General features: G+C 70.7%; 19 protein-coding genes. 7 read left to right on the top strand and 12 right to left on the bottom strand.

What is annotated here, in order from left to right; genetic code table 11:
- Both G515_RS0107750 and G515_RS0107745 read left to right on the top strand, forming a co-directional pair.
- Window positions 1–1,164, top strand: a complete 1,164-nt coding sequence (locus G515_RS0107750) for an Mrp/NBP35 family ATP-binding protein (protein WP_028659700.1) — start codon at window positions 1–3, stop codon at window positions 1,162–1,164.
- Between the two features lie 3 nt (window positions 1,165–1,167).
- Window positions 1,168–1,509 (top strand): sec-independent translocase, encoded by a 342-nt coding sequence (locus G515_RS0107745; protein ID WP_028659699.1) that lies wholly within the window; start codon window positions 1,168–1,170, stop codon window positions 1,507–1,509.
- 155 nt (window positions 1,510–1,664) lie between these two features.
- On the opposite strand, the gene G515_RS0107740 is transcribed toward G515_RS0107745, so the two are convergent.
- The gene (locus tag G515_RS0107740; protein WP_028659698.1) at window positions 1,665–2,201 is read right to left on the bottom strand and encodes a hypothetical protein; all 537 of its coding nucleotides are present in this window, start codon (window positions 2,199–2,201) and stop codon (window positions 1,665–1,667) included.
- Between the two features lie 153 nt (window positions 2,202–2,354).
- Between G515_RS0107740 and G515_RS0107735 the strand changes: the two genes are divergently transcribed.
- Both G515_RS0107735 and G515_RS22590 read left to right on the top strand, forming a co-directional pair.
- Window positions 2,355–3,071, top strand: a complete 717-nt coding sequence (locus G515_RS0107735) for a LysM peptidoglycan-binding domain-containing protein (protein ID WP_157571043.1) — start codon at window positions 2,355–2,357, stop codon at window positions 3,069–3,071.
- Between the two features lie 46 nt (window positions 3,072–3,117).
- Window positions 3,118–3,687 (top strand): Rv3235 family protein, encoded by a 570-nt coding sequence (locus G515_RS22590; protein ID WP_051217999.1) that lies wholly within the window; start codon window positions 3,118–3,120, stop codon window positions 3,685–3,687.
- A 92-nt stretch (window positions 3,688–3,779) separates the two neighbouring features.
- On the opposite strand, the gene secA is transcribed toward G515_RS22590, so the two are convergent.
- From secA to G515_RS20105, 9 genes are all read right to left on the bottom strand, one after another.
- Window positions 3,780–6,602, bottom strand: coding sequence for a preprotein translocase subunit SecA (gene secA / locus G515_RS0107725; protein WP_028659696.1), 2,823 nt, complete (start codon window positions 6,600–6,602; stop codon window positions 3,780–3,782).
- A 124-nt stretch (window positions 6,603–6,726) separates the two neighbouring features.
- The gene (locus G515_RS0107720) at window positions 6,727–8,508 is read right to left on the bottom strand and encodes an acyclic terpene utilization AtuA family protein (RefSeq protein WP_051217998.1); all 1,782 of its coding nucleotides are present in this window, start codon (window positions 8,506–8,508) and stop codon (window positions 6,727–6,729) included.
- 82 nt (window positions 8,509–8,590) lie between these two features.
- Window positions 8,591–9,811, bottom strand: coding sequence for a DNA glycosylase AlkZ-like family protein (locus tag G515_RS0107715; RefSeq protein WP_028659694.1), 1,221 nt, complete (start codon window positions 9,809–9,811; stop codon window positions 8,591–8,593).
- Window positions 9,812–10,000: 189 nt separating this feature from the next.
- On the bottom strand, window positions 10,001–10,624 hold the full coding sequence (hpf, locus tag G515_RS0107710) for a ribosome hibernation-promoting factor, HPF/YfiA family (protein WP_028659693.1): 624 nt from the start codon (window positions 10,622–10,624) through the stop codon (window positions 10,001–10,003).
- Window positions 10,625–11,126: 502 nt separating this feature from the next.
- The gene (locus tag G515_RS0107705; RefSeq protein WP_051217996.1) at window positions 11,127–11,876 is read right to left on the bottom strand and encodes a ComF family protein; all 750 of its coding nucleotides are present in this window, start codon (window positions 11,874–11,876) and stop codon (window positions 11,127–11,129) included.
- A 66-nt stretch (window positions 11,877–11,942) separates the two neighbouring features.
- Entirely contained in the window at window positions 11,943–13,748 is a 1,806-nt protein-coding gene (locus tag G515_RS0107700; RefSeq protein ID WP_028659691.1) for an LpqB family beta-propeller domain-containing protein, read from the bottom strand.
- Window positions 13,745–15,592 carry an MtrAB system histidine kinase MtrB gene (gene mtrB, locus G515_RS20110; protein ID WP_084653278.1) on the bottom strand — a complete coding sequence of 616 codons (1,848 nt, stop codon included), beginning with the start codon at window positions 15,590–15,592 and terminating at the stop codon, window positions 13,745–13,747. The genes G515_RS0107700 and mtrB overlap by 4 nt, the downstream gene beginning before the upstream one ends.
- 40 nt (window positions 15,593–15,632) lie before the next feature.
- Window positions 15,633–16,337 (bottom strand): MtrAB system response regulator MtrA, encoded by a 705-nt coding sequence (mtrA, locus tag G515_RS0107690; protein WP_028659690.1) that lies wholly within the window; start codon window positions 16,335–16,337, stop codon window positions 15,633–15,635.
- 96 nt (window positions 16,338–16,433) lie between these two features.
- Window positions 16,434–17,159 carry a TetR/AcrR family transcriptional regulator gene (locus tag G515_RS20105; RefSeq protein ID WP_084653298.1) on the bottom strand — a complete coding sequence of 242 codons (726 nt, stop codon included), beginning with the start codon at window positions 17,157–17,159 and terminating at the stop codon, window positions 16,434–16,436.
- A gap of 257 nt (window positions 17,160–17,416) precedes the next feature.
- On the opposite strand from G515_RS20105, the gene G515_RS0107680 reads away from it, so the two are divergent.
- Window positions 17,417–18,412 carry an ATP-binding cassette domain-containing protein gene (locus tag G515_RS0107680; protein ID WP_036554885.1) on the top strand — a complete coding sequence of 332 codons (996 nt, stop codon included), beginning with the start codon at window positions 17,417–17,419 and terminating at the stop codon, window positions 18,410–18,412.
- Complete coding sequence (locus G515_RS0107675; RefSeq protein ID WP_028659688.1) at window positions 18,409–19,197, top strand: ABC transporter permease; 789 nt, start codon at window positions 18,409–18,411, stop codon at window positions 19,195–19,197. The genes G515_RS0107680 and G515_RS0107675 overlap by 4 nt, the downstream gene beginning before the upstream one ends.
- Before the next feature lie 99 nt (window positions 19,198–19,296).
- Here the strand turns inward: G515_RS0107675 and ahcY are convergent, their stop codons facing one another.
- Window positions 19,297–20,724: an adenosylhomocysteinase gene (gene ahcY / locus G515_RS0107670; RefSeq protein ID WP_028659687.1), complete on the bottom strand. Its 1,428-nt coding sequence runs from the start codon at window positions 20,722–20,724 to the stop codon at window positions 19,297–19,299.
- Between the two features lie 178 nt (window positions 20,725–20,902).
- Here ahcY and G515_RS0107665 point away from each other — a divergent pair, with 178 nt between their 5' ends.
- On the top strand, window positions 20,903–21,880 hold the full coding sequence (locus G515_RS0107665) for a hypothetical protein (protein WP_028659686.1): 978 nt from the start codon (window positions 20,903–20,905) through the stop codon (window positions 21,878–21,880).
- A gap of 88 nt (window positions 21,881–21,968) precedes the next feature.
- Here the strand turns inward: G515_RS0107665 and G515_RS20100 are convergent, their stop codons facing one another.
- On the bottom strand, window positions 21,969–23,030 hold the full coding sequence (locus G515_RS20100) for a DUF808 domain-containing protein (RefSeq protein ID WP_084653276.1): 1,062 nt from the start codon (window positions 23,028–23,030) through the stop codon (window positions 21,969–21,971).
- Between the last annotated feature and the right edge of the window lie 87 nt (window positions 23,031–23,117).

Raw genomic sequence — 23,117 nt, 5'->3', positions numbered from 1 at the left:
GTGAGTACCGCCCTTCTGGACCAGGTCAAGGCCGCCCTCGCGACCGTGAACGACCCCGAGATCAAGCGCCCCATCACCGAGCTCGGCATGGTCGAGTCGGTCGACGTGAGCGACGACGGCGTCGTCGACACCAGGGTCCTCCTCACCGTGGCGGGCTGCCCGCTCAAGGACACCATCAACCGCGATGTCACCGAAGCGGTCGGCGCAGTTCCCGGAGTCACCGCGGTCAACATCGACCTCGGCGTGATGTCCGCCGAGCAGCGCGCCGAGATGCGGGAGGGACTCACCGGCGGCGCCGCCCAGCGGGAGATCCCGTTCGCCAAGCCCGGCTCGCTGACCAAGGTCTTCGCGATCGCCTCCGGCAAGGGCGGCGTGGGCAAGTCGTCGGTGACGGTCAACCTGGCCCTCGCCATGGCCGAGCAGGGACTCAAGGTCGGCATCGTCGACGCCGACATCTACGGCCACTCGGTTCCCGCCATGCTCGGTGCCGCCGAGGCCCGGCCCACGCAGGTCGACGACCTGATCATGCCGGTGCCGACCGAGTCCGGTGTCTCGGTGATCTCGATCGGCATGCTCAAGCCCCGCCGCGACCAGGTGGTCGCCTGGCGGGGGCCGATGCTCGACCGTGCGCTCGTGCAGATGCTCGCCGACGTGTACTGGGGCGATCTCGACGTCCTGCTGCTCGACCTGCCCCCGGGCACCGGCGATGTGGCGATCTCGCTGGGCCAGCACCTCCCCAATGCCGAGATCGTCGTGGTGACCACCCCCCAGGAGGCCGCCGCCGAGGTGGCCGAGCGGGCCGGCACGATGGCCGAGATGATGCACCAGCGGGTCGTCGGTGTGGTCGAGAACATGAGCTACCTGGCCTGCCCGCACTGCGCCGAGGAAGGCGTGGAGCACCGGATCGAGGTCTTCGGATCCGGTGGCGGCGAGCGCGTGGCCGGCACGCTGACCCAGCGGTTCGGCACCGAGGTGCCGCTGCTGGGCCAGGTGCCCCTCGAGCCCGCCCTGCGCGAGGGCGGAGACGCCGGTACGCCGATCGTGAGCGCGGATCCCGCCTCCCCCGCCGCACGTCAGCTGATCGCCGTCGCCGAGCGACTCGCCGGACGGTCCCGAGGACTGGCCGGTATGCAACTCGGGCTCACTCCATCCAGTAGGTTCTGACCCGTGTTCGGGATCGGATTGCCGGAGCTGGCTGTCATCGTCTTCGTTGCGGTTCTCGTCTTCGGTCCCGACAAGCTGCCGGAGCTAGCGCGCCAGGCAGGAGGTTTCCTCCGCAAGGCGCGCAGCTTCGCGAACAATGCCCGCGACGAGCTCCGGGAACAGCTCGGCCCGGAGTACTCCGACCTCGAGCTCAGCGACCTCGATCCCCGCAACTTCGTCAAGAAGCAGCTCTCCGAGGTCATGGCCGAGGCCGACGAGGAGGAGCGCTCACGCTCCACCCGAGGTCGGACGCCCGCCAAGCTGGGCCCCGGTGAGCGGCCACCCTTCGACGCCGACGCCACCTGAGGGCCGGAGGTCCCGCCACCGGGTCACCCGGTGGTGACGGAGTGCTGATCCGACCGGACCTGCGACATGCTGCCCCCCCCGCGGCGGGCCGGGGCGTGGCCGACTCCTGAGCGGGCACCCGACTCACCCCGCACCGGCGAGTGACCGGGCTCCGTTCACTCCCTACTCTGCACCGCGGCGAGACCGGCGTACGCCACGAGGAGCTCTCGCCGTCCCTCTCCCGTGAGCAGTTCGGCGAAGTCGGCTCCGACTCGCCGGAGGATCCCCTCATGGGTGGTGCCGTCGATCAGGTGCAGCACGCACCGCTCCGCCCGATCGGCGAGGCGGCGTAGAGCCGACCCTAGGCCCAGCCGCGTGATCGGCGACCATGCGACGGCGGGCACCGCGCGCTCGGAGGCTCCTGCCACCGTCATCAGTGCCTGATGCCGCACGATCCAGTCCTGCCCGCGGGAGCGGAGTAGGAACCACTCCTCGCAGACACGCTCCAACTCACCGGCGAGGGCCCCGACCCCACGCACCTCGGTCTGCACCTCTCGGCCGACCGAGGCCATCATTCGGGCCGGCAGGGTGACCTGTTGATACTCCGCCCGGCTCCGATCCGCGAGCTCGGCCGCACGTTCCGCGGCGAACCCGGCCTCCGCCTGCGCCTCGAGGTCCTCGAAGAACCCGAAGAGCTCCTCCTCCCATGCCATGCGCCGAGCCTGCCACACGGCACCGGTGGGTGTGCTGGGCCCCGACCCTGCGGATCCCCTCATCCACAACGGCGACAAATGATTGACATAGAAGACAAGCGAGGTTTGAGATAGGCAAACAGACGCAAACAGCACGATTTCAGGGGTTTCGACATGAACGTCGCTCGGCCAGGTCCACGTCTCCGTTCCCTCCTCGTGTGGCTGCTCGCCACCGCCCTCGCTGTCCTTCTCCTCCGGGTGGCGCATCGGCAACTGGTCCGACCGCTGTCCGGGCCGGCCGCCTTCGACGAACTGCTCGCCCGTGGCTGCCTGATCGCGATCGGCTGCTGCACGGCCTGGGCATGGGCGTCGGTCTCCGCCGTGGTGCTCGAGGTGCTGCGCACGCCGGTGGGCGGTCACCTCGCCTGCGCGGGTCCGGTCGGCGTACCGCCGCTGGCCAGACGCCTGGTCCTGCTGGCCTGCGGGATCGCCCTGACCGGAGCGGCGGCAACGCCGGCGGGCGCGACACCGGGCCCGATGTTCCTCGGGCCGGGGCGCAACGAGGGCCCCGTGACGGCCGGGCTCCCCTACCCCGACCGCCCCGTGGACGGAGAGGCACCGTCCGGGCCGACCGGTAGGGGCTCTCCCGCCGATGCGTCGGCCCTCGGCGCGGCGGACTCGGTCGTGGTGCGGCGAGGCGACAGCCTCTGGGCACTCACACGCACCCGTCTCCCCGGCTCGGCGCCCGACTCCCAGGTCGCCTCCTCCGTGCATCTGCTCCACGACGCCAACCGCGCGGTGATCGGCGAGGACCCGGACCTCATCGTCCCAGGACAGCGCCTCAGCCTGCCGCGCGAACTCCACCACCGGCCCGAGGGGCGCGACGGCTGAGCCGGTCGCCCAGCCCCGCCAGTCGTCCTCGAAGACAGGAGTCGCCATGCCCGACCGCGAAGTCGTCCCGTTCCGAGCGGAGCCCCCCTCATCGCAGGGTTCCCCGGCGTCCCGACCCGGTGACGTCGACACGAGCGTCCAGGGCACGCTCGCCCTCGATCTCCAGCCGCGCCAGGATCCGCCCCAGGTCAGGTCGCCCCGGCGGCCGACTGCCGCGCACGGACCGGCGCGCGGCTCCGCCCAGGTCGTCCCGATCCGACGTTCATCCCGGGTTCCCGACGTCCGCAACTGGGCGTGGCGCTTCGGGCAGGCCGCCGTGGAGATCGTGGGCGGCGATCGCCCGCTCACCCAACTGCTGCGCTGGACCAGTTCGGACGTCTACGAGGACCTGGCCGAACGCGCCCGGACCGTCGGCCGTGCCGGGCGCCACTCCCCCGGGCAGGGGCGCGTCCAGCCGGTGCGCCCCCGCGTCGTCAACGCGCATGTGGCCCAGCCGCGCCCCGGCGTGGCCGAGGCGGCGCTGCATGTGCGCTACGGGGAGCGCTCCCGAGCACTCGCCGCCCGGTTCGAGGAGCGGGCCGGACGATGGGTGTGTACGGCGCTCGAGTTCGCCTGACCCTCTTCTCCCCACAGCCTCGACGGCCCCCGACCCGGCAAGGGTCGAGGGCCGTCGGCGCGCGGTGAGCGTGCTCGGTGAGGCGGCGTGCCTCAGCCGTTCACCCGGGTGGTGAGGCCGGTCGGGCCGCCGGCGCGGCCGTGGCACTGCTTGAACTTCTTGCCGGACCCGCAGGGGCAGGCCTGGTTGCGGCCGATGCCGGCGTACGGGTCGTCCGCCTTGGTCACCGTGCCGGCCTGGACGGCCTCCTCGCCCTGCTCGTCGGGGGCGGAATAGGCCAACTGCCGGGGCGCCGAGGGCTTGTCCAGACCCTTGGCCCGGATCTGCGGGTGGGTGTGGTCGTGCTCCTGGCGCAGGGCCGCCGAGATGTCGCCGACGCCGACACCGTCCACGTCGAGACCGACCGCCGGCTCGGGCTCATCCTCGACCTGGACCTCGAGGTTGAACAGGAAGCCGACAGCCTCCTCCTTGATGGCGCCCTGCATCGCCTGGAACATGGTGAAGCCCTCGTGCTGGTACTCGACCAGGGGGTCGCGCTGGCTGTAGGCCCGCAGGTAGATGCCCTCGCGCAGGTAGTCCATCTCGTAGAGGTGGTCGCGCCACTTCCGGTCCAGCACCGAGAGGATCACCCGACGCTCCAGCTCACGCATGACCTCCTCGCCGACCTCCTCCTCGCGCCGGTCGTAGGCGGCGTGGGCGTCCTTGCGAAGCGCCTCGATGACCTCCGCGCGGTCGAGTCCGGACTGGCCACCCGCGTCGTCGGCCATCGCCTGCAGGTCGACGCCGAGCGGCCAGATCTGCTTGAGGTCGACGCTGAGCTGGGCCAGGTCCCACTCCTCGGCGAACTCGCCGGTGGAGTTCTCCACCAGGCCCCGGACCACATCGTCGAGGAAGCCCCGCACCTGCTCCTCGAGGTCCCCGCCCTCGAGGACCTGCCGGCGCTCGCTGTAGATCACCTTGCGCTGGCGGTCCATCACGTCGTCGTACTTGAGGACGTTCTTGCGGGACTCGAAGTTCTGCCCCTCGACCTGGGTCTGGGCGCTGGCGATCGCGTTGGTGACCCGCTTGTTCTCGATCGGGACGTCGTCGGGGACGTTGAGGATCTGCAGGATCCGGTCGACCCAGTCGGACTTGAACAGGCGCATCAACTCGTCCTGCAGGGAGAGGTAGAACCGGGACTCGCCCGGGTCACCCTGACGCCCGGATCGACCACGCAGCTGGTTGTCGATCCGGCGGGACTCGTGCCGCTCGGTGCCGATGACGTAGAGCCCACCGATCTCGGTGACCTCCTCGTGCTCGGTGGCGACCTGTTCCTTGACCTTCTCGATCTTCTCGGCCCAGGCCGCCTCGTAGGCGTCCGCGGTCTCGCCGGCGGGCTCGAGGCCCTGCTTGCGCAGGTCCTGGTCGGCCAGGAACTCCACCGATCCACCGAGCATGATGTCGGTGCCTCGACCGGCCATGTTGGTGGCGACCGTGACCGCGCCCTTGTGGCCGGCGAGCGCGACGATCTTCGCCTCGTCCGCGTGCACCTTGGCGTTGAGGACGGTGTGCGGAATGCCCTTCTTCTTCATCAGGTCGGAGAGGTGCTCCGACTTCTCCACCGACACGGTGCCGACCAGGACGGGCTGACCCGCCTTGTGCCGCTCGGCGATGTCCTCGACGACCGCCTCGTACTTCGCCTCCTCGGTGCGGTAGACGAAGTCGGACTGGTCGACCCGGGCCATCGGCCGGTTGGTCGGGATCGGCACCACGCCGAGCTTGTAGATCTTGTCGAACTCGGAGGCCTCGGTCATGGCCGTACCGGTCATGCCGGAGAGCTTGTCGTAGAGCCGGAAGTAGTTCTGCAGGGTCACCGTGGCGAGGGTCTGGTACTCCTCGCGGACCTTGACCCCCTCCTTCGCCTCGATCGCCTGGTGGAGGCCGTCGTTGTAGCGGCGCCCGGCCAGCATCCGGCCGGTGTGCTCGTCGACGATGAGCACCTCGCCCTGCGCGACGACGTACTCCTTGTCCTTGCGGAAGAGCTCCTTGGCCTTGATCGCGTTGTTCATGAACGAGATCAGGGGGGTGTTGACAGACTCGTAGAGGTTGTCGATGCCCAGGTGGTCCTCGACCACGGTGATGCCCGGCTCGAGCACGGAGATGGTGCGCTTCTTCTCGTCGACCTCGTAGTCGACGTCCTTCTCCATCTTGCGCACGATCTTGGCGAACTCGCCGTACCACTTCACGTCGTCCTCGGTGGGACCACTGATGATCAGCGGGGTCCGGGCCTCGTCGATGAGGATGGAGTCGACCTCGTCGACGATCGCGAAGTGGTGCCCACGCTGGACGCAGTTCTCCAGCGAGTCGGCCATGTTGTCGCGCAGGTAGTCGAAGCCGAGCTCGTTGTTGGTGCCGTAGGTGATGTCGCAGGCGTAGGCGGCGCGGCGCTCGTCCGGAGTCATCTGGGGCAGGATCACCCCGGTGGTCAGCCCGAGGAAGTGGTGGATACGACCCATCATCTCGGACTGGAACTTCGCCAGGTAGTCGTTGACCGTGACCACGTGCACGCCTTCACCGGTCAGCGCATTGAGGTACGACGGGAGCACGGCGACCAGCGTCTTGCCCTCACCGGTCTTCATCTCGGCGATGTTGCCCATGTGCAGCGCGGCCGCACCCATGACCTGCACGTCGAAGGGGCGCATCCCGGTGACCCGCTTGGCGGCCTCCCGGACCGTCGCGAACGCCTCGGGCATCAGGTCGTCGAGGGTCTCGCCGTCGGCGAGCCGCTTCTTGAACTCGTCGGTCTGACCGGCGAGCTCCTCATCGCTCATCGCCACGAAGTCGTCCTCGATGGCGTTGACCGCCTTCGCAATGGCTTCGAGCTGGCGCAGGATCTTGCCTTCGCCGAGGCGGAGAAGCTTGTCGAGAATGGACACTGGGTCTGACTCCTGAAGCGTGAGAGAAGGGCGTCGCCACTCTACCCACGGCCCCCCAGAACGACAGGATCCAGGTGCCCTGATCCGCAGGCCGGGCTAGGTGGCGGGTGCAACCGAGGCCAGGTCAGCGGGGGTCGCGGTCGAGCAGCCGGATCGGCACCTCCACGCGCCGGGCGCGGAGGTACTCCCCGACCGCCTTGCCGACCTGGTCGACACGCAGATTGGAGGAGCCGCCCGATCCCAGCAGTCCGCGGATGACCACATGCACGGCGCGCAGGTGCGGGAGCTCGTGCCGGACCAGTTCCAGGTCCGCGGCCTCGGGCATCAGTGCACGGAACCGGTCGGCGCTCAGCCACTGTCGGAACCAGTCGTACGCCGCCGCGTCGGCGACCCAGAGGCCGACGTTGCTGTTGCCGCCCTTGTCGCCGCTGCGGGCGTTGACGAGGACGCCGAGCTCGACCTCGCGGGTCGGCTCATCCTCGAGAGGCGATGCCGACTCGAGGGCCTCCGGCTGGCCGAGCACGTCCGCCGAGCCCGGAACGGGCGCCACGTCGATCGTCGTACCGTCCTCCAGGATCGCCCGGTGCGGGACCAGTTCGCTGGGCAGCAGCCCCGGCCAGTAGTCGATCCGGGGCGAGGATCCGGACGGGAGCGGGGACAGGGTGTCCATGAAGAAGCCGGGAACGCTGCGCAGGTAGAGGCTCCCGAGCTGGGCACCGAGGTCGAGCTTCTCGAGGTCGGCACGATCCCGGGCGGTGACCATGATGCGGACCGGAACGGTGGCCTCCCACTGGCTGGCGGGGTTCTCCCGCGGGCGCCCGAGCGGGGTGACCTCCCAGGTGTCGATGCCGGCCGGCAGCCACTCCGCGATCTGGGCGCGGAGCAGGGCGACCTTCTCCTCGACGTTCGGCGCGGTCACGAAGGCCATCGCGACGGTGTGGAACCCGATCGGCGCGAACAGGGCGACCTTCGCGCTCGGCGGCGGCGGAGCCCCCTGGATGCCGCTCATCCGCACCCGGTCGGGACCCTCCTGGGTCAGCTGGATGCTGTCGATGAGCACGGTCACGTCGGGGTTGAGGTAGCGCGGGCCCTGGATCTCGTAGACCAGCTGCGCGGTGACCGTGTCGGTGGTGACCGCGCCCCCGGTGCCGGCGTGCTTGGTGATCACGCTGCTGCCGTCCTCGGCGATCTCCGCGATGGGGAAGCTGAGACGGGTCATCCCCTGGAGCTCGGTGAAGCCGGAGAAGTTGCCGCCGGTCGCGTGCGGTCCGCACTCGATGACGTGACCGGCCGCCACGCCGCCGGCGAGCCGGTCCCAGTCCGATCGGTCCCAGCCGTGCCACCAGGCGGCCGGCCCCAGCACGAGGGAGGCGTCGCTGACCCGGCCGGTGACCACGATGTCGGCCTGCTGCTCGAGCGCAGCCGCGATCCCCCAGCCACCCAGGTAGGCGTTGGCCGCGACCGGCCTGGCGCCCCACGCGGAGAGCGGCGCACCGGTGTCGAGATGGTCGAAACGGTGGCCCTCCTGCTCGAGGCGGGGCAGCTCGTCGAGGATGTTGTCGCCCTCGATGTGGGCCACCCGGAGGGTGACACCCGCCTCCGCGGCGGCGGCGCGCAGCGCGTCGGCCATCGCGCCGGGGTCGAAGCCACCGGCGTTGGTCACCACCTTGAGCCCACGCTCGGCGATGGTGGCCAGGTGCGGTCGCAACTGCTCGACCGCATAGGTGACGTAGCCGCTGCCGGGACGGCGCTGGTGCCGGGCGGCCAGGAGCGCGAGCGTGATCTCGGCCAGGTAGTCGCCGATCAGGACATCGACCGGGTCACCGGCCAAGACGTCGTCGAGGGCGGAGTACTGGTCCCCGAAGTAACCGGAGAAGTTGGCGATGCGAACGGGTTGAGACGGCACGGCGGTCCTCACGTCGGCTGGATTTCCTCGGCCGACGCTAGAGCGTCGCGAGCGGTTTGACCAGTACTTGCCGAACGTTCGTTCAGCGACCGGGTCCCCCCGTCACCGCGCCACACAGGTCTGGGGCCAGATCACCGTGCGGCAGCACGACGATGTCACCCAGGCCCAGCCAGCCCGCCATCCTGGTCAGCTCGGCGGCCAGCTCGGCCGGCACCTCCGCCCTGGTGGGGGCCGGCAGCCCCGCCTCGGCATGGGCGGACCGGACGAGGAGGACCCCCGCCGTGCGATCGGCCTTGAGATCGACCCGAGCCACCAGCCGCTCCCCGAGCAGGAAGGGCAGGACGTAGTAGCCGTGCACGCGCTGATCGGCCGGGGTGTAGATCTCGATCCGGTAGCGGAACCCGAACAGTTCCTCGGTGCGCGCCCGCGCCCAGACCACCGGATCGAACGGGCTGAGCAGGGTGCGGGCACCGATCCGGCGAGGCAGCCGCGCCTCCCGATGGAGGTACGCCGGGCGGCGTACGCCCTCGATGCCGACCTCCTCGACCTCGCCGCTCTCGACGAGGGCTCGGACCGCGGTGGTGGCCTCGGCCACCGACATCCGGTAGTAGTCGGCCAGGTCGCGGATCGTCGCGACCCCGTGGCTTCGGGCGGCCCGGCGGACAAGCTCCCGGTGGGCCTCCTCCGCGTCGGGCACCGGCAGGGCCAGCACGTGCGCGGGCAGCACCCGCTCGGGAAGGTCGTAGCGGACCTCGAACTGGCGGCTGCGCCCGGCGATGGCCACCTCGCCGGCGGTGAAGAAGTGGTCGAGCAGGCGGCGGGTGTCCGACCAGTTCCAGCCCCAGTGCTCGGTCCGCCGCGGGCCGGTGTCACCGAGGTGGGCCGCCGCCTCACGGGCCGTGAGCGGACCGTGCTCCTTCACCACCTGGCGGACGGCGTCCTCGAGCCGGGGATCCTCGGGCACGGCGCTCCACTTCCCGCGCTGTCGACGGTACTGCTCCATCCGGAACTGCATCACCGGCCACAGCTCCACCGGCATGTAGGCCTGCACGTGCGCCCAGTACTCCACCAGGCGGCGGGGCCTGGTCTCGCTGGCCCGCCGCATCAGGTCGAGGTCGTAGGGCCCCATCCGGGAGTAGAGCGGTAGGAAGTGCGCTCGCTGGAGCACGTTGACGCTGTCGACCTGGAGCACGCCGGTGCGCTCCACCGTGCGGCTCAGGGTGCGGAGCGTCGGTGTGGCGTGGGGCCGGTCGAGGAACCCTTGAGCGGCCAGCGCGACCCTGCGGGCCTGCGCCCGGCTCAAGGTCTGGGTATGGCCCCCCGTCCGCGCCCGACCCGAGGGCGGGGGATGCGGGGCCATGTCCGTCGTCGCGTTCCTCACCCGGTCACGGTACGACGCGAACAGGTCAGCACCGGTCCGCAGGCGAGCGCCCCGGCGCCGCCGAGTCGGCGGCGCCGGGGCGCGAGACGGTGTCGTCGGTGTGGCGGAGGGTCACTCCCCCGCGACGACCTCCAGTGAGATCACGCCGTAGTCGTAACCCTTGCGGCGGTAGACCACCGAGGGGCGATCGCTCTCCTTGTCGACGAAGAGGTAGAAGTCGTGCCCGACCAGCTCCATCTCGTAGAGCGCCTGGTCGAGGGTCATGGGGCTGGCGTCGTGCAGCTTCTCGCGGACCACCAGCGGCCCGTCACCGGTGACGTCGATCGGGCCGACCTTCCGGTGCAAGGAGTCCTCGTCGTCGTCCGGGCCGGTGCCGTCGACGGGCACGTCGGCCAGCGCCTGTCCGACCGACACGGGGGTGCGCCGACCACGGTGCACCCGGCGACGGTCGTGGGCTCGTCGCATCTGCTCTGCCATCTTCGCCACTGCGAGATCGAGCGCAGCCATCTTGTCCTCGGCGCCGGCCTCGGCGCGCACGACCGGCCCCTTGGAGAACGCCGTGAGCTCCACGTGCACCGGTCGATCGGCGATCCGCGGGTTCGCCTCGCGCTCGACCTCCACATGGACGCGCTGTATCCGGTGATTGTGCTTCTCCAGCTTGGACAGCTTCTCAGTCACGTGCGTGCGATACCGGTCGGAGACCTCGATGTTCCGAGCAGTGACGACAACTTCCATGGTTACCTCCCGTATTCGGGGTGGGTGTGTGGATCATCCCCGCGCTGGCGGGGACGCAGAGACGCGGCAGCTCGGGACGCCTATACGGGGCGCCCGAGTGCCGCTGCCGAGGGCACTGGGCCCCCCGGTGAACCTGGATGGAGCCCGCCCGGCCGACCTGGTCTTCGACCCCACAATCGCCTGCTGAGGCTTCCGCAGCTTCTTGCCACTCCCGGCCTTCTCCCGGTGACCCGTCGCATATGACGACGAGACCGAGGCAGGACTTACTTCTAAGCCGCACCGTGATCCCCAGCGGACTGGGTTACGTGGACCGTTTCGCCTGCGACTGGCATCGGTTTGCCCCTCGCTCGCCCAGAGCCTGGGCGTCGAAGCGACGCAACCACGGACCCGGACGGACTCCATGACCAGACGTTAGTCCGGTCGGTCGGCGAAACAAAGCCCTCCGACACGGAGCGGGCACGCGCGCTGATCGTGGGGCGGGCGCGGCGTGCCCACGGCGCGTTCACGGCGTACGACGCGCGGTGGCCGCGACGGTGGCGATCGCGCTCACCGGCAACCCGACGGCACCGAGCGCGCGTTGCGCCTCGCGCGCGGTGGCGCCGGTCGTGAGGACGTCGTCGCACACGACCACCACCGCTCGGGGTGCCGCCCGGGCGAGTCCGGCCAGGCCACGTGACGGGCAGGTCATCGACCCGCTGAGGTTGGCCCTCCGGGCCACCGCGTCCAGGCCCGCCTGGTCTACGACGCCCACCCGCGTGCGCAGGAGTGGCGCAGCCCGCACTCCCCCGGCCAGACTCCCGGACAGCAGCCGGGCCGCCTGCCGGGTGGCGACCAGGACCGGATCGAAGCCTCGGGCGCGCACACTCGCCGGACGGGAGGGCACCGGCACGAGCACGACCGGCACTGCGACGCCGCCTCCCGGGACCTCGGCCAGCGCCACCGCCACCGTGTCGGCGAGCAGGTGCGCGAGCCGACGCAGGAGTCCGCGCTGCCCCCGCTCCTTGACCCCCACCACCATCGCCCGCAGAGCTCCCTCGTAGCTGCCCGCCGAGTACGGCGTTGCCAGCCCGGCCGGGCACGGCGTCGGCCGGCGGACCGAGACCTGGCCACCCAGGCCGGCCCGGCACCCCGGACACAGCAGCCGACCGGGAGCGGCACATCCCACGCAACTGCTCCCGAGCAGCAGGTCCGCAGCCGCGTCGAGCAGGCCGGACCGCCCGGTGAGGGGTCCTTCGTCCCGCTCGGTGGTCATCGGGTGATCGCACCAGAACCGGGACGCGGAGCAAAGGGGGCCCGGCGGATCTGTGGAGGGCCGGTCTCAGCCGACGTAGTCGGGACGGCGTACGTCCTCCGGCAGATCCCAGTCCGGGTCGTCGGGTGTGAGTCCGCGCAGCGTGCCCTCGGTGACGGCGTACCTCGCGGAGGCGGTCACCGGGGAACTGGCCAGGCTGCTCACCTCGGTGGGCAGGGTGAGGGAGACCGAGTCGAAGCCCGAGTGCGAGCCGTCCACCGAGACGGTGCGGATCTGGGCGTTGGTGCCGAACTGGTGCAGGACCAGGATCGAGGTCGGCGAGAGCCAGGCCAGATCGCGGATCTGCGGCGCCCCATCGGTCTCATCGCTGATCTGGCGAGCCTCGGTGGCGCCGAAGACCTGCCCACTGTCGTTGACCCGCAGCCGGCTCACCACGATCCGGTCGGTCTCCGAGCGCCGTACCACCGCGACCAACCGACTGCCGTCGCGGGAGACCAACACCGAACGCACCCGCTGCCCGCTCACGCCGGGGACCTGGACCCGCCGGCGCTCGCCGTGCAGGAAATAGGTGACCACCGCACCGCGGGAGGTCCGGTCGACGACCCACAGGCGGCCGTGGGCGTCCCAGACCGGACGGAGGAGGTCCTGCCCGTCCGAGACGACCGTCGTCGCCGGACCGTCGGCCCGCACCGGCCCGATCTGGAGGCTACGACCGTCACCGGAGACGCCCGCCGCGGTCACCGCTCCCAGGTCGACGGCCTGGGAGCGCCAGTCCAGGGCGATCCTGCCCAGCGTGCCGACCACCGGTTCGAAGCCGGCACCCTCACCGGTGGCGAGCACCCCGCCCCGCTCGGCGAACAGGTACGGACTGGGCTGATAGCCGGCGGGGTCGACCTCCGGGCTGTCCTCCACGCTGAACTCCGACCGGCCACCGGACGACTGCATCGGCTCACCGTCGACACTGAGCCGGACCGTGGACACGCTGGGGTCCTGACGCAGGGTCCAGGCGAGCTGCGCACTCATCAGGTCGACCGTCTCGGTGGTGGGGGTCGCACCGACACCGGTGAGGGCCACCTCGGCCTTCCCGTCCGAGGAGACCGGCACCGATAGTCCCTCGCTGACCCCCGCCGGGAAGTAGGTGCGGGCCACGCCGGTGGCCCCGGCGGCCGGCCCCTGTGCGAGACCGCGGACCAGCTCGGTGGCGAGGGAGGATCCCCGGGCCACGAAGACCGGCTCCGGCACCAGGATCTCGGCGGTGGGGTCGAAGAAGTACAGGGACACCTGTCGGTAGCGCGAGTCGAACCACCAGCCCGGCACCACGAGAGCGTCGGGTGCCTCGCTGATCCGCCATTCGCCGTCCTCGCGGACCATCGGGAAGGTCAGGGTGGTCCGGTCCTCGGGCAGATCCCCGAGCCAGCGGCCACGGTCGTCGAGGTGCTCAGCGCCGATCAGCTCGACGCTCACCGGGTCGGCGCCCGCCGGCTGGGTGCGTTCGGTGTAGGTGATCAGCTCACGCCCCGGATCCCAGGAGGAGCGCGCACTGCTGAGGAGGTACTCGGCCGCCACGCTGGTCTGCACCGGCGTGGCCCGCATCGCGTCGAGGAACCCCTGGACGATCTGCCCCGGCGAGGCGCCCGGGTCGGGCGGCCGGGGGGCGATCGCGATTCCCGAGTCCGGCGACATGGACAGGGCGTCCTCGGCCTCGACGACGGGGCCGGAGGAGGGCATCGAGACGCATCCGGTGAGGAGCAGCACGAGGGCGATGCCCAGCCCGCCCAGCGCGCCCAGCCGGCCACGGGGCGTACGGCGTACCCGGCCGGAGGCGCCCGCCGGCGTCTGTGACGCCCGGCGGAACCCTCGTCGATCCGTCATCTCCCTGTCTCCCCCTTGTGCGAGTCGGCCCGTGATTCCGTCCGCGGATCGGCCCCTGGCCCCTGGCCGGGCTGCGGGCCGGGCTCCGGGTAGGAGCCGGGACCGGGCGGCAGGTCGGCCCCGAGGCGGGGGTCTTGGCCCGTGGTAGGCCGTGGCCGCGGGTCGGGTCGGCGCGCACTGTCGGTACGTCGCTCGCCGCCGGCGTCCGGATCGGCCTGAGGGCCGACCGCAGCCGGCGGGGCGGCGTCGGGCGGCGGGGCGGCGGCGTCACGGGGAACCAGCGGCAGCGGACTGTGCGTGAGCGACTGGTTGACGTGGCGCGGCAGGGTGAGCCGGAACTGTGCGCCCCCACCGGGCCTCCCCCAGGCCTGCAACCAACCGCCGTGCAGGTGGGCGTCCTCCAGGGCGATGGAGAGACCCAGTCCGGTTCCGCCGCTGGACCGGTCGCGGGCGGGGTCCGCCCGCCAGAACCGGTTGAAGACCATCGCCGACTCCCCCGGTGCCAGGCCCACGCCGTAGTCACGGACGGCGACGGCTGCGGCGTGGTCGTCACCGGCGACGTGGACCTCCACCCGGCGGGAGCCGGCCGCGTGGTCGATGGCGTTGGTGATCAGGTTGCGCAGGATCCGCTCGACCCGGCGGACGTCCGCCTCGGCCAGGCAGGCGTGTCCGGGCGAGCGCACGGTGACCCGGACGCCGTGCTGCTCGGCCACCGCCCCGGTGGAGTCGACGACCCGGTGGGCCACGTCGACCAGGTTGACGTCGTCGGTCTCCAGCACCGCCGCCCCGGCGTCGAAGCGTGAGATCTCCAGCAGGTCCACGAGCAGACCCTCGAACCGGTCGAGCTCGGTCTGCAGCAGTTCGGCCGCCCGAGCCGTCACCGGATCGAAGTCCCCGCGCGCGTCGTGCAGCACGTCGCCCGCCATCCGGACCGTGGTGAGCGGCGTCCGCAGCTCATGGGAGACGTCGGATGTGAACCGACGCTGTACCCGGCTGAGCTCCTCCAGTTGGCGGATCTGGAGCTGGAGGCTGCTGGCCATCTGGTTGAACGACACCGCCAGCCGGGCCAGGTCGTCCTCGCCCCGCACCTCGACCCGTTCCTCCAGATGTCCGGAGGCCAGCCGCTCAGCGGTCTCGCGCGCCATCCGGACGGGGGTGACGACCTGGCGGGCGACCACCCAGGAAGCTCCGGCGACCAGCAGGGTCAGCAGGACCGCGGCCACCGCCAGCGCGCGGATCACCAGGTCGAGGGTCTCCTGCTCCTCGGCGAGGCTGAACAGCAGGTACATCGTGTACGTCGACCCGTCCGCCGGCAGCTCGACCTGGCGTCCCACCGCGATCCCCGGGGACTCGGTGAGTACGCCGTCCTCGTCGGCCGAGCGGATGGTGGTGTAGGTCCAGGCCGCCCCGGCGGCCGGATCCTCGAAGTGGGCCTGGAGATCGGCGGGGACGCTATTCGTGTCCAGGCCGGGCGTGGACTCGGTGCCACCCCCGGAGATCCGCTCACCCTCCGCCACCGGTCCGGCGAGCACCACCGCGAAGCCGCGGCTGCCGCCGCGCTGGATGATCGGCGAGACCAACTCCCTGCGCTGACTGGACGCGTCGACGTCTGTCGCCGAGGCGGCGGCGAGCCGGTCCTGTGCATCCTGGACCTCAGTGGCCGCCTCGGCCTCGATCTGCTCGATGCGATGGTCGAGCAGTCCCTGGCGGGTCTGTTCGAGCAGCAGCCACCCGACCAGGCCGATAGCGAGTGTGCACAGCACCACGGTGCTGACCACGACGCGCGCCTGGAGGGACCGCCGCCACACCGTGAGCAGGCCCCGCAGAGCCGAACCGGCTCCCATCAGCCGAGGCGGGGTCGGCGGCGACCGGCCGGCGAGCCGGTCACGGCCCGGCCTTGTACCCGACGCCGCGCACGGTCACCACGATCTCGGGGTTCTCCGGATCGTGCTCGATCTTCGAGCGCAGCCGCTGCACGTGGACGTTGACCAGGCGGGTGTCGGCCGCATGACGGTAACCCCACACCTGTTCGAGGAGGACCTCCCTGCTGAAGACCTGCCGCGGCTTCCGGGCCAGGCAGACCAGCAGGTCGAACTCGAGGGGCGTGAGCCCGATCTCGACACCGTCGCGGGTGACCCGATGCCCGGCGACGTCGATGAGCAGGTCACCGATGCTGAGGTCCTCCTGGGCATCGGCATCGCTGCGCCGGATGCGGGCGCGGATGCGAGCGATCAGCTCCTTGGGCTTGAACGGCTTGACGACGTAGTCGTCGGCTCCCGACTCGAGCCCCACCACCACGTCGACCGTGTCGCTCCTGGCGGTGAGCATCACGATGGGGACCCCCGACTCGGCCCGGATCTGCTTGCACACCTCGATACCGTCCATCCCGGGCAGCATCAGGTCGAGGAGCACGAGCTCCGGGCGGCGTTCGCGGAAGAGGCTCAGCGCTTGGTCCCCGCGCTCGCACACGTCCGTCTCGAAACCCTCCTGCCGCAACACGATCGCCAGCATCTCGGCGAGGGACGCGTCGTCGTCGACGACGAGGATCCTGCCCCGCGCAGCGTTGGAGGTCGCGACCGACTCACTCATGACTCCCATCTTGCCGCACGCTACCCACCAGTCACCGTCAAGGCATCGCAGGGCCGGGCCTCAGCGCGTTCCGCCCACCCCTCGGGCGAGGCGGCCTCACCGTGCCTTCTTCTGCGCGAGGTAGACCTCGAGGCCGTCCAAAATCACGGTGATCCCGAACCCGATCTCGTCGCCCACCGGCTCCGGCGGCACCGGCACGCCCTCCGGGCCGAGCACGGCTTCGTACAGACCCGGCAGTGACTCCGGGTCGGCGTAGTGGGCCAGCACCTCCTCGAGATCGGCGAACGGCTCGGCCGCGGCCAGATCAACGGGGTCCAGCTCGTCGACGGGAGTATCGTCGGGGAGGCCGGCACGCCGCCGGACGACGGAGGCTGCGGCGCGCCGGCTGTCGATCTGTACCCGCGCCTCGCCGAGCACGTGTTGGGCGAGGAAGCCGAGGATGCGCAGCTTCTCCCCGGCGTTCAGGGGCAGTCCGCGCATCACGGTGAAGCCCTGGTCGAGCCAGCGCATCCGCTGCGGCCCCACCCGCGCGGTCGGTAGCGGTAGGTCGATGAACCAGGGATGGGTCAGCGCCAGCTGGATCTGGGCCAGCGTCCAGCTCTCCAGTCCGGCTCTCCAGTCGAAGCCCGGCGGGAGCGGCGCGAGCTCAGCGCTGATCCGGTCGGCGAGCAGTTCCAGCAGCTCGTCCTTGGAGGCCACATGGCGGTAGAGCGCCATCGCGGTCACCCCGAGTTCCTCGCCGATGCGGGCCATCGACACCGCGGCCAGGCCCTCCCGGTCGGCCACGGTGAAGGCGGCCTCGACCACGGCGGCGCGACTCATCGAGGGACGCGGGCCGCGGCGCGGGGGCGCGGGCTCCTCCCAGAGTCGGCGCAGGGCGGGATCGAGTCCGCCCCCGGTCACACCCTCAGCGCTCGCGTCGTCCGGGGCCTCTACCACCGCGGGTCTCCTCACTGGCTCGGTGCTTGCTTGACAGAAACGGTTTATCACCCCAACATCGATATTGCCATAAACTGTTTATCACCCATACAGGAGCGCAGATGCGACCACGCAAACCACCTGCCGACGCAGCGGTCGTCATGGCAGACGTCGGAGTGACCCTCGGAACAGCGCGCCGGCCGGTGCCCGTCCTGAACGGCGTCGACCTCGTCCTGCCACGAGGCGAGGTGCTGGCCCTGCTCGGCCCCAACGGCGCAGGCAAGACCACCACGATCCGGGTGCTCACCACCCAGCTGCGCCACCAGCGCGGCCAGGTCACGGTGGCCGGCGTCGACCCTCTCCGCCACCCTGCGCGAGTACGACGACACATCGGCGTCGCAGGCCAACAGGTCTCCCTCGACAAGCGCCAGACCGGCCTGGAGAACCTCGTGATGCTGGGCCGTCTGTCCGGGCTCGGTCGCCGTGCCGCCCACGACCGGGCTCACGGGCTGCTCGACGAGTTCGACCTCGGTGTTGCCTCCGAACGCCTCGTTGAGACCTACTCCGGAGGTATGGGGCGCCGCCTCGACCTGGCCGCGGCTCTCATCGGCCGACCGCAGGTCCTCTTCCTCGACGAGCCGACGACGGGGCTGGACCCGCGCAGCCGGACCTCCCTGTGGGAGGTGATCCGTCGGATCGTCGCCGAGGGCAGCAGCGTGTTCCTCACGACTCAGTACCTCGAGGAGGCCGACCAGCTCGCCTCCCGAGTCGCCCTGGTGGACGGCGGGCGGGTCGTGGCCGAGGGCACCCCCGTCGACCTCAAGCGACGGGTCGGACAGGCCCGACTGGAGTTCACGCTCGCCACCGGGCCGGACGCCGTCCGCGCCGCCGAGGCCCTGGACGTCGTGCCCGCGGCGGAGCTGGGGACGGAGATCGACCGCGAGGGCGCCGGCCTGACCGTGACACTTCCGACCGACGGCTCTGTCTCGCACGTGCGCTGGGTGCTGGAGCGACTGGAGCACTCCGGGGTCGCACCGGTGTCGTGGGCCATGCCCGAGCCCACCCTGGACGACGTGTTCCTCAGCCTCACCGGCCACCTCGCCCGGCCCCTCGATGCGGTCGACGCGTCCGCCGAGCCCGAGGAGATGGCCTCATGAGCGCCGCCACCCTCACCCGCGATGTCGGTGTCCTGTCCGGCCGGTCTCTGCGCCTCTCCCGCCGCGACCTGGATGCGATGCTCACCGCGATCGTTCTTCCGGTGGTCATCTTGTTGATGTTCACCTATGTCTTCGGCGGCGCTCTCGAGGTCGGCACCGACTACGTCACCTATGCCACCCCCGGCATCATCCTGCTCTGCGCGGGCTTCGGCGCGGCCAATACCGCGCTCGCCGTGGAGTCCGACATGTCGGGAGGCATGGTGGAACGGCTGCGGACCATGCCGGTGCACGCCGGGGCGGTGCTGACCGGCCATGTGCTCGTCAGCCTCGCGAAGAACCTGGTGACCACCGCCGTGGTGTTCGGCGTCGCGGTCGCGATCGGGTTCCGGCCGACCGCCTCGCCGCTGGAGTGGCTGGCCGCGATCGGTCTCCTGCTGCTCTTCGTGCATGCGATCACCTGGACGGCCGTCTTCATCGGTGTGATCGTGCGGAGCCCGGACGCCGCGAGCGGCTTCATCTTCTTCGTGATGTTCCTGCCCTACGTATCCAGCGCCTTCGTCCCGGTGTACACGCTGCCGAACTGGCTCGCCGGCTTCGCCGAGCATCAGCCGGTGACCCCGCTGATCGAGACGGTGCGTGGTCTCCTGGTGGGCGGTACGCCGGGCGCACCCGCCGGCGCCGACCTCACCTCCACGGCCCTGGTGGCGGTGGCGTGGTGCGTCGTCCTGGCCGGAGTGTTCGCCGCCGCGGCGATGGTCACCTTCCGGCGTCGTACCGCCCATTGAGGCGCCCGCTACCACGGCCAGAACGTGACGAGTCGGCGTACACAGGTACGCCGACTCGACACGTTCTTCAGACGGGAAGGACTCCCGTGACCCAGTGGGTCAGTACCGGTAGTGCTCCGGCTTGTACGGCCCCTCGACCGGGATGCCGAGGTAGTCGGCCTGCTGGTCGCTGAGGGTGGTGAGGGTGACACCGAGGGAGGCCAGGTGGAGACGGGCGACCTCCTCGTCGAGGTGCTTCGGCAGCGTGTAGACGCCGACGGGGTACTCCTCGGGCTTGGTGAACAGCTCGATCTGGCCCAGCACCTGGTTGGTGAAGGAGTTCGACATCACGAAGCTCGGGTGGCCAGTGGCGTTGCCCAGGTTGAGCAGACGACCCTCGGAGAGCACGATGATCGCGTTGCCCGCCGGGAAGGTCCACACGTCGACCTGCGGCTTGATGTTCTTCCGCTCGACGCCGGTGTAGGACTCCAGGCCGGCCATGTCGATCTCGTTGTCGAAGTGGCCGATGTTGCCGACGATCGCGTTGTGCTTCATCCGCGACATCTGCTCGACGGTGACGACATCCTTGTTGCCGGTGGCGGTGACGATGATGTCGGCCACCGGGAGGGCGTTGTCGAGGGTGTCGACCTGATATCCGTCCATCGCGGCCTGCAAGGCGCAGATCGGGTCGATCTCGGTGACGATCACCCGAGCGCCCTGGCCCCGCAGCGACTCCGCGCAGCCCTTGCCCACGTCGCCGTATCCGCACACGACCGCGACCTTGCCGCCGATGAGAACGTCGGTGGCCCGGTTGATGCCGTCGACCAGGCTGTGCCGGCAGCCGTACTTGTTGTCGAACTTCGACTTGGTGACCGAGTCGTTGACGTTGATGGCGGGGAACAGCAGCGAGCCGTCCTTCATCATGTCGTAGAGCCGGTGGACGCCGGTGGTGGTCTCCTCGGTGACGCCCTTGAGCTCGGCGGCGATCCGGGTCCAGCGGTCCTTGCTCTCGGCGAGCGAGGCCTGGAGCACCTCGAAGACGACCTTCTGCTCAGCGCTCTCCGCGGTGGCGGGGTCGGGAGCCGTGCCGGTCTTCTCGGCCTCGAGGCCGAGGTGGACCAGCATGGTGGCGTCGCCACCGTCGTCGAGGATCATGTTGGCGAACTCGCCGTCGGGCCAGCGGAGGATCTGCTGGGTGCAGCTCCAGTACTCCTCCAGGGTCTCGCCCTTCCAGGCGAAGACCGGCACGCCCTGCGGGTCCTCCGGGGTGCCCTCGCCCACGACGATCGCGGCAGCCGCGTGGTCCTGGGTGGAGAAGATGTTGCAGGACGCCCAGCGCACCTCGGCGCCGAGCGCGACCAGGGTCTCGATGAGCACCGCGGTCTGGATGGTCATGTGCAGTGAGCCAGCGATCTTGGCACCGGCGAGCGGCTTCTGGGCGCCGTAGCGCTCACGCATCGCCATCAGGCCGGGCATCTCGTGCTCGGCCAGGGTGATCTCGGCACGACCGAAGTCGGCCTGGCTCAGGTCGGCAACCTGAAAGTCCATGCGCTCTTTCCTTCGCGGAAGAATGGGGCAGCCTGCGTCGCGCATCTGCACGTAGTCGGGATCTCCCACGCAGACCCGGCCAGTCTAGGAGTGCCTCACCTGACCGGGGCGAATCCTCGACCGGTATTTCCTGCTCGCGTGGCCCCGATCGCGCGCAGATCCTGGCAGGCTGGGCGTGATGCCTGAGGACACCGAGGAGAAGACCGGGTTCGAGCTCGACTGGGTCCGGGTGGTTGCGGCTGCCCTCGCCGCCGTCGTCTCGGCGGTGGTGCTGTCCACCTTCGGGTCCGTCGGCACGGTGGCCGGCGCCGCGGTCGGCAGCGTGGTGGCCAGCTTGGGTACCGCCACGATCGGACAGAGTCTGAGCCGCAGCAAGCAGCACCTGGAACGCGCCCAGGAAGCGGCGTCCCGGCGGATGGCCCACGCCCAGGAAGACGTGAGCCGGGCTCGGCGGGACAACCACGGCACCTCGGCCGACCGCCGACGACTCGCCGAGGCGGAGGAGGAACTCGCCCACGCCCGGGAGGATCTGGACGAGGTGGACGCGGAGGTGGACGCGGAGACGGCGTCCGGGAGCGCCGCCACCGGCAGCCGGAGCTGGAAGGATCGTCTCTCCGGGCTGCCCTGGAGGCGGATCGGGATCTTCGCCGCCGGCCTGTTCATCATCGTCCTGGCGGCGATCACCGTCTTCGAACTCCTCGCGGGACGCAGCGTCGCCTCCTTCACCGGAGACGACAACCGGCGCTCGACGCTGGTCGGCCAGAACCGGGATCGGGACGATTCCCCCGAGGAGAAGGACTCCCCCGACGACGGGGTCACCCCGGAGGAGGGCGATTCCCCCACGGACGACGGTTCTGATCCGGCCGACCCGAGTGATACGGGTGACCCCGATGACCAGGACGACCCCGATCAGGAACCCACCACAGACCTCACCGACGAGCCCACCACGGAGGTCTCCCCCCAGCAGGAGACACCCACCGACGAGCCGACCGCTGAGGACTCCCCCACCGAGGAGGAGGAGACCGGGTCGCCCTCGGAGTCACCCTCCGCTGCGCGGGACATCGACGGGACCACGCCGCCGGCATCGCCGAAGAAGACCCCCTCCGCACAGCGGGAACTCCAGGGATCCACCCCGGGGACCTCCCCGGGCCAGTGAGCGCAGCGGCCCCGGCTCGACGGGTCGCGGGTCCGCCTCGACGCGGGGTCTCCTCGGCCGTCTGCTCGGCTGTCTGCTCGCCGCGGGCTCAGCGCTCGTCCGGCCGATCGGCAGGCCCGGACGGGTCGATGGTGTGCTCGGTCGGATCGGTGGGCTGCTTCATCGGTTCGGCGCCGTGCGCGGCGGGATCCGTGCTCGGGTCGGAGCCGTGGGTCCCCTTCTTGCCGTGTCCGAAGGGCAGCAGCGACACCACCCCCAACACGACCAGACCGATGACCAGGCCGATCACGGCCGAACAGGCCGTGTTGAAGCACCAGGCCAGGACTGCACCGCCGAACGGGACGGCGTGGTGGATCTCCTCCTCGACGTGGTGGACGGCGTCGTAGACCGCGCTCCAGCCCAGGTCGTGCAGGCCCTGAAGGATGATGTGGCCACCGACCCAGAGCATCGCGACGATCCCGACCACCGAGATGACGGACAGCACCCGGGGCATCGCGGCGACCATCCCCCGGCCGATCGACTGCCAGGCGGCGCTCCTGCGCTGAGCCAGGTGCAGCCCCACATCGTCCATCTTCACGATCAGGGCGACCACGCCGTACACGACCACGGTGATCACGAGTGCGACCACGGCGAGGGTCAGCAGACGGGTGAGGAAGCTGCTGTCGGCCACGGTGGACAGCGCGATGACCATGATCTCGCAGGAGAGGATCAGGTCGGTGCGCACGGCCCCGGCGACCAGGGCGTCCTCGGCGTCCGCCCCCTTCTCCGCAGCGACGTGGGCCTCGTGGTCGTGACCGCGGAAGTGGGCCCAGACCTTCTCCGCCCCCTCGTAGACCAGGTAGGTGCCGCCGATCATCAGGATCGGGGTGAGCAACCACTCGGCCCACTGGCTGAGCACCATCAGCGCGGGCAGGATCAGGATCAGCTTGTTGCGGATCGACCCGACCGCGATCCGCTTGACGATCGGGAGCTCACGGTTGGCGGCGACGCCGGCGACGTACTGCGGGGTCACCGCCGTGTCGTCGACCACGACTCCTGCGGCCTTCGCGGTCGCCTTCCCGGCCGCGGCACCGACGTCGTCGATGGAGGCCGCGGCCATCCTCGCCAGGGTCGCGACGTCGTCGAGGAGTCCGAACAGACCGGCGCTCACGTGGTCGCCTCAGCCGCAGGGGTGAACATGTCTATGAGCCTATCGGCCACGGTGGGCGCGGCAGCAGGTGGCGAGCCCGGCCGGGAT

The sequence above is a fragment of the Nocardioides insulae DSM 17944 genome, from assembly GCF_000422825.1.
Classification (GTDB): domain Bacteria; phylum Actinomycetota; class Actinomycetes; order Propionibacteriales; family Nocardioidaceae; genus Nocardioides; species Nocardioides insulae.
This window is presented reverse-complemented; position numbering and strand designations above follow the sequence as displayed.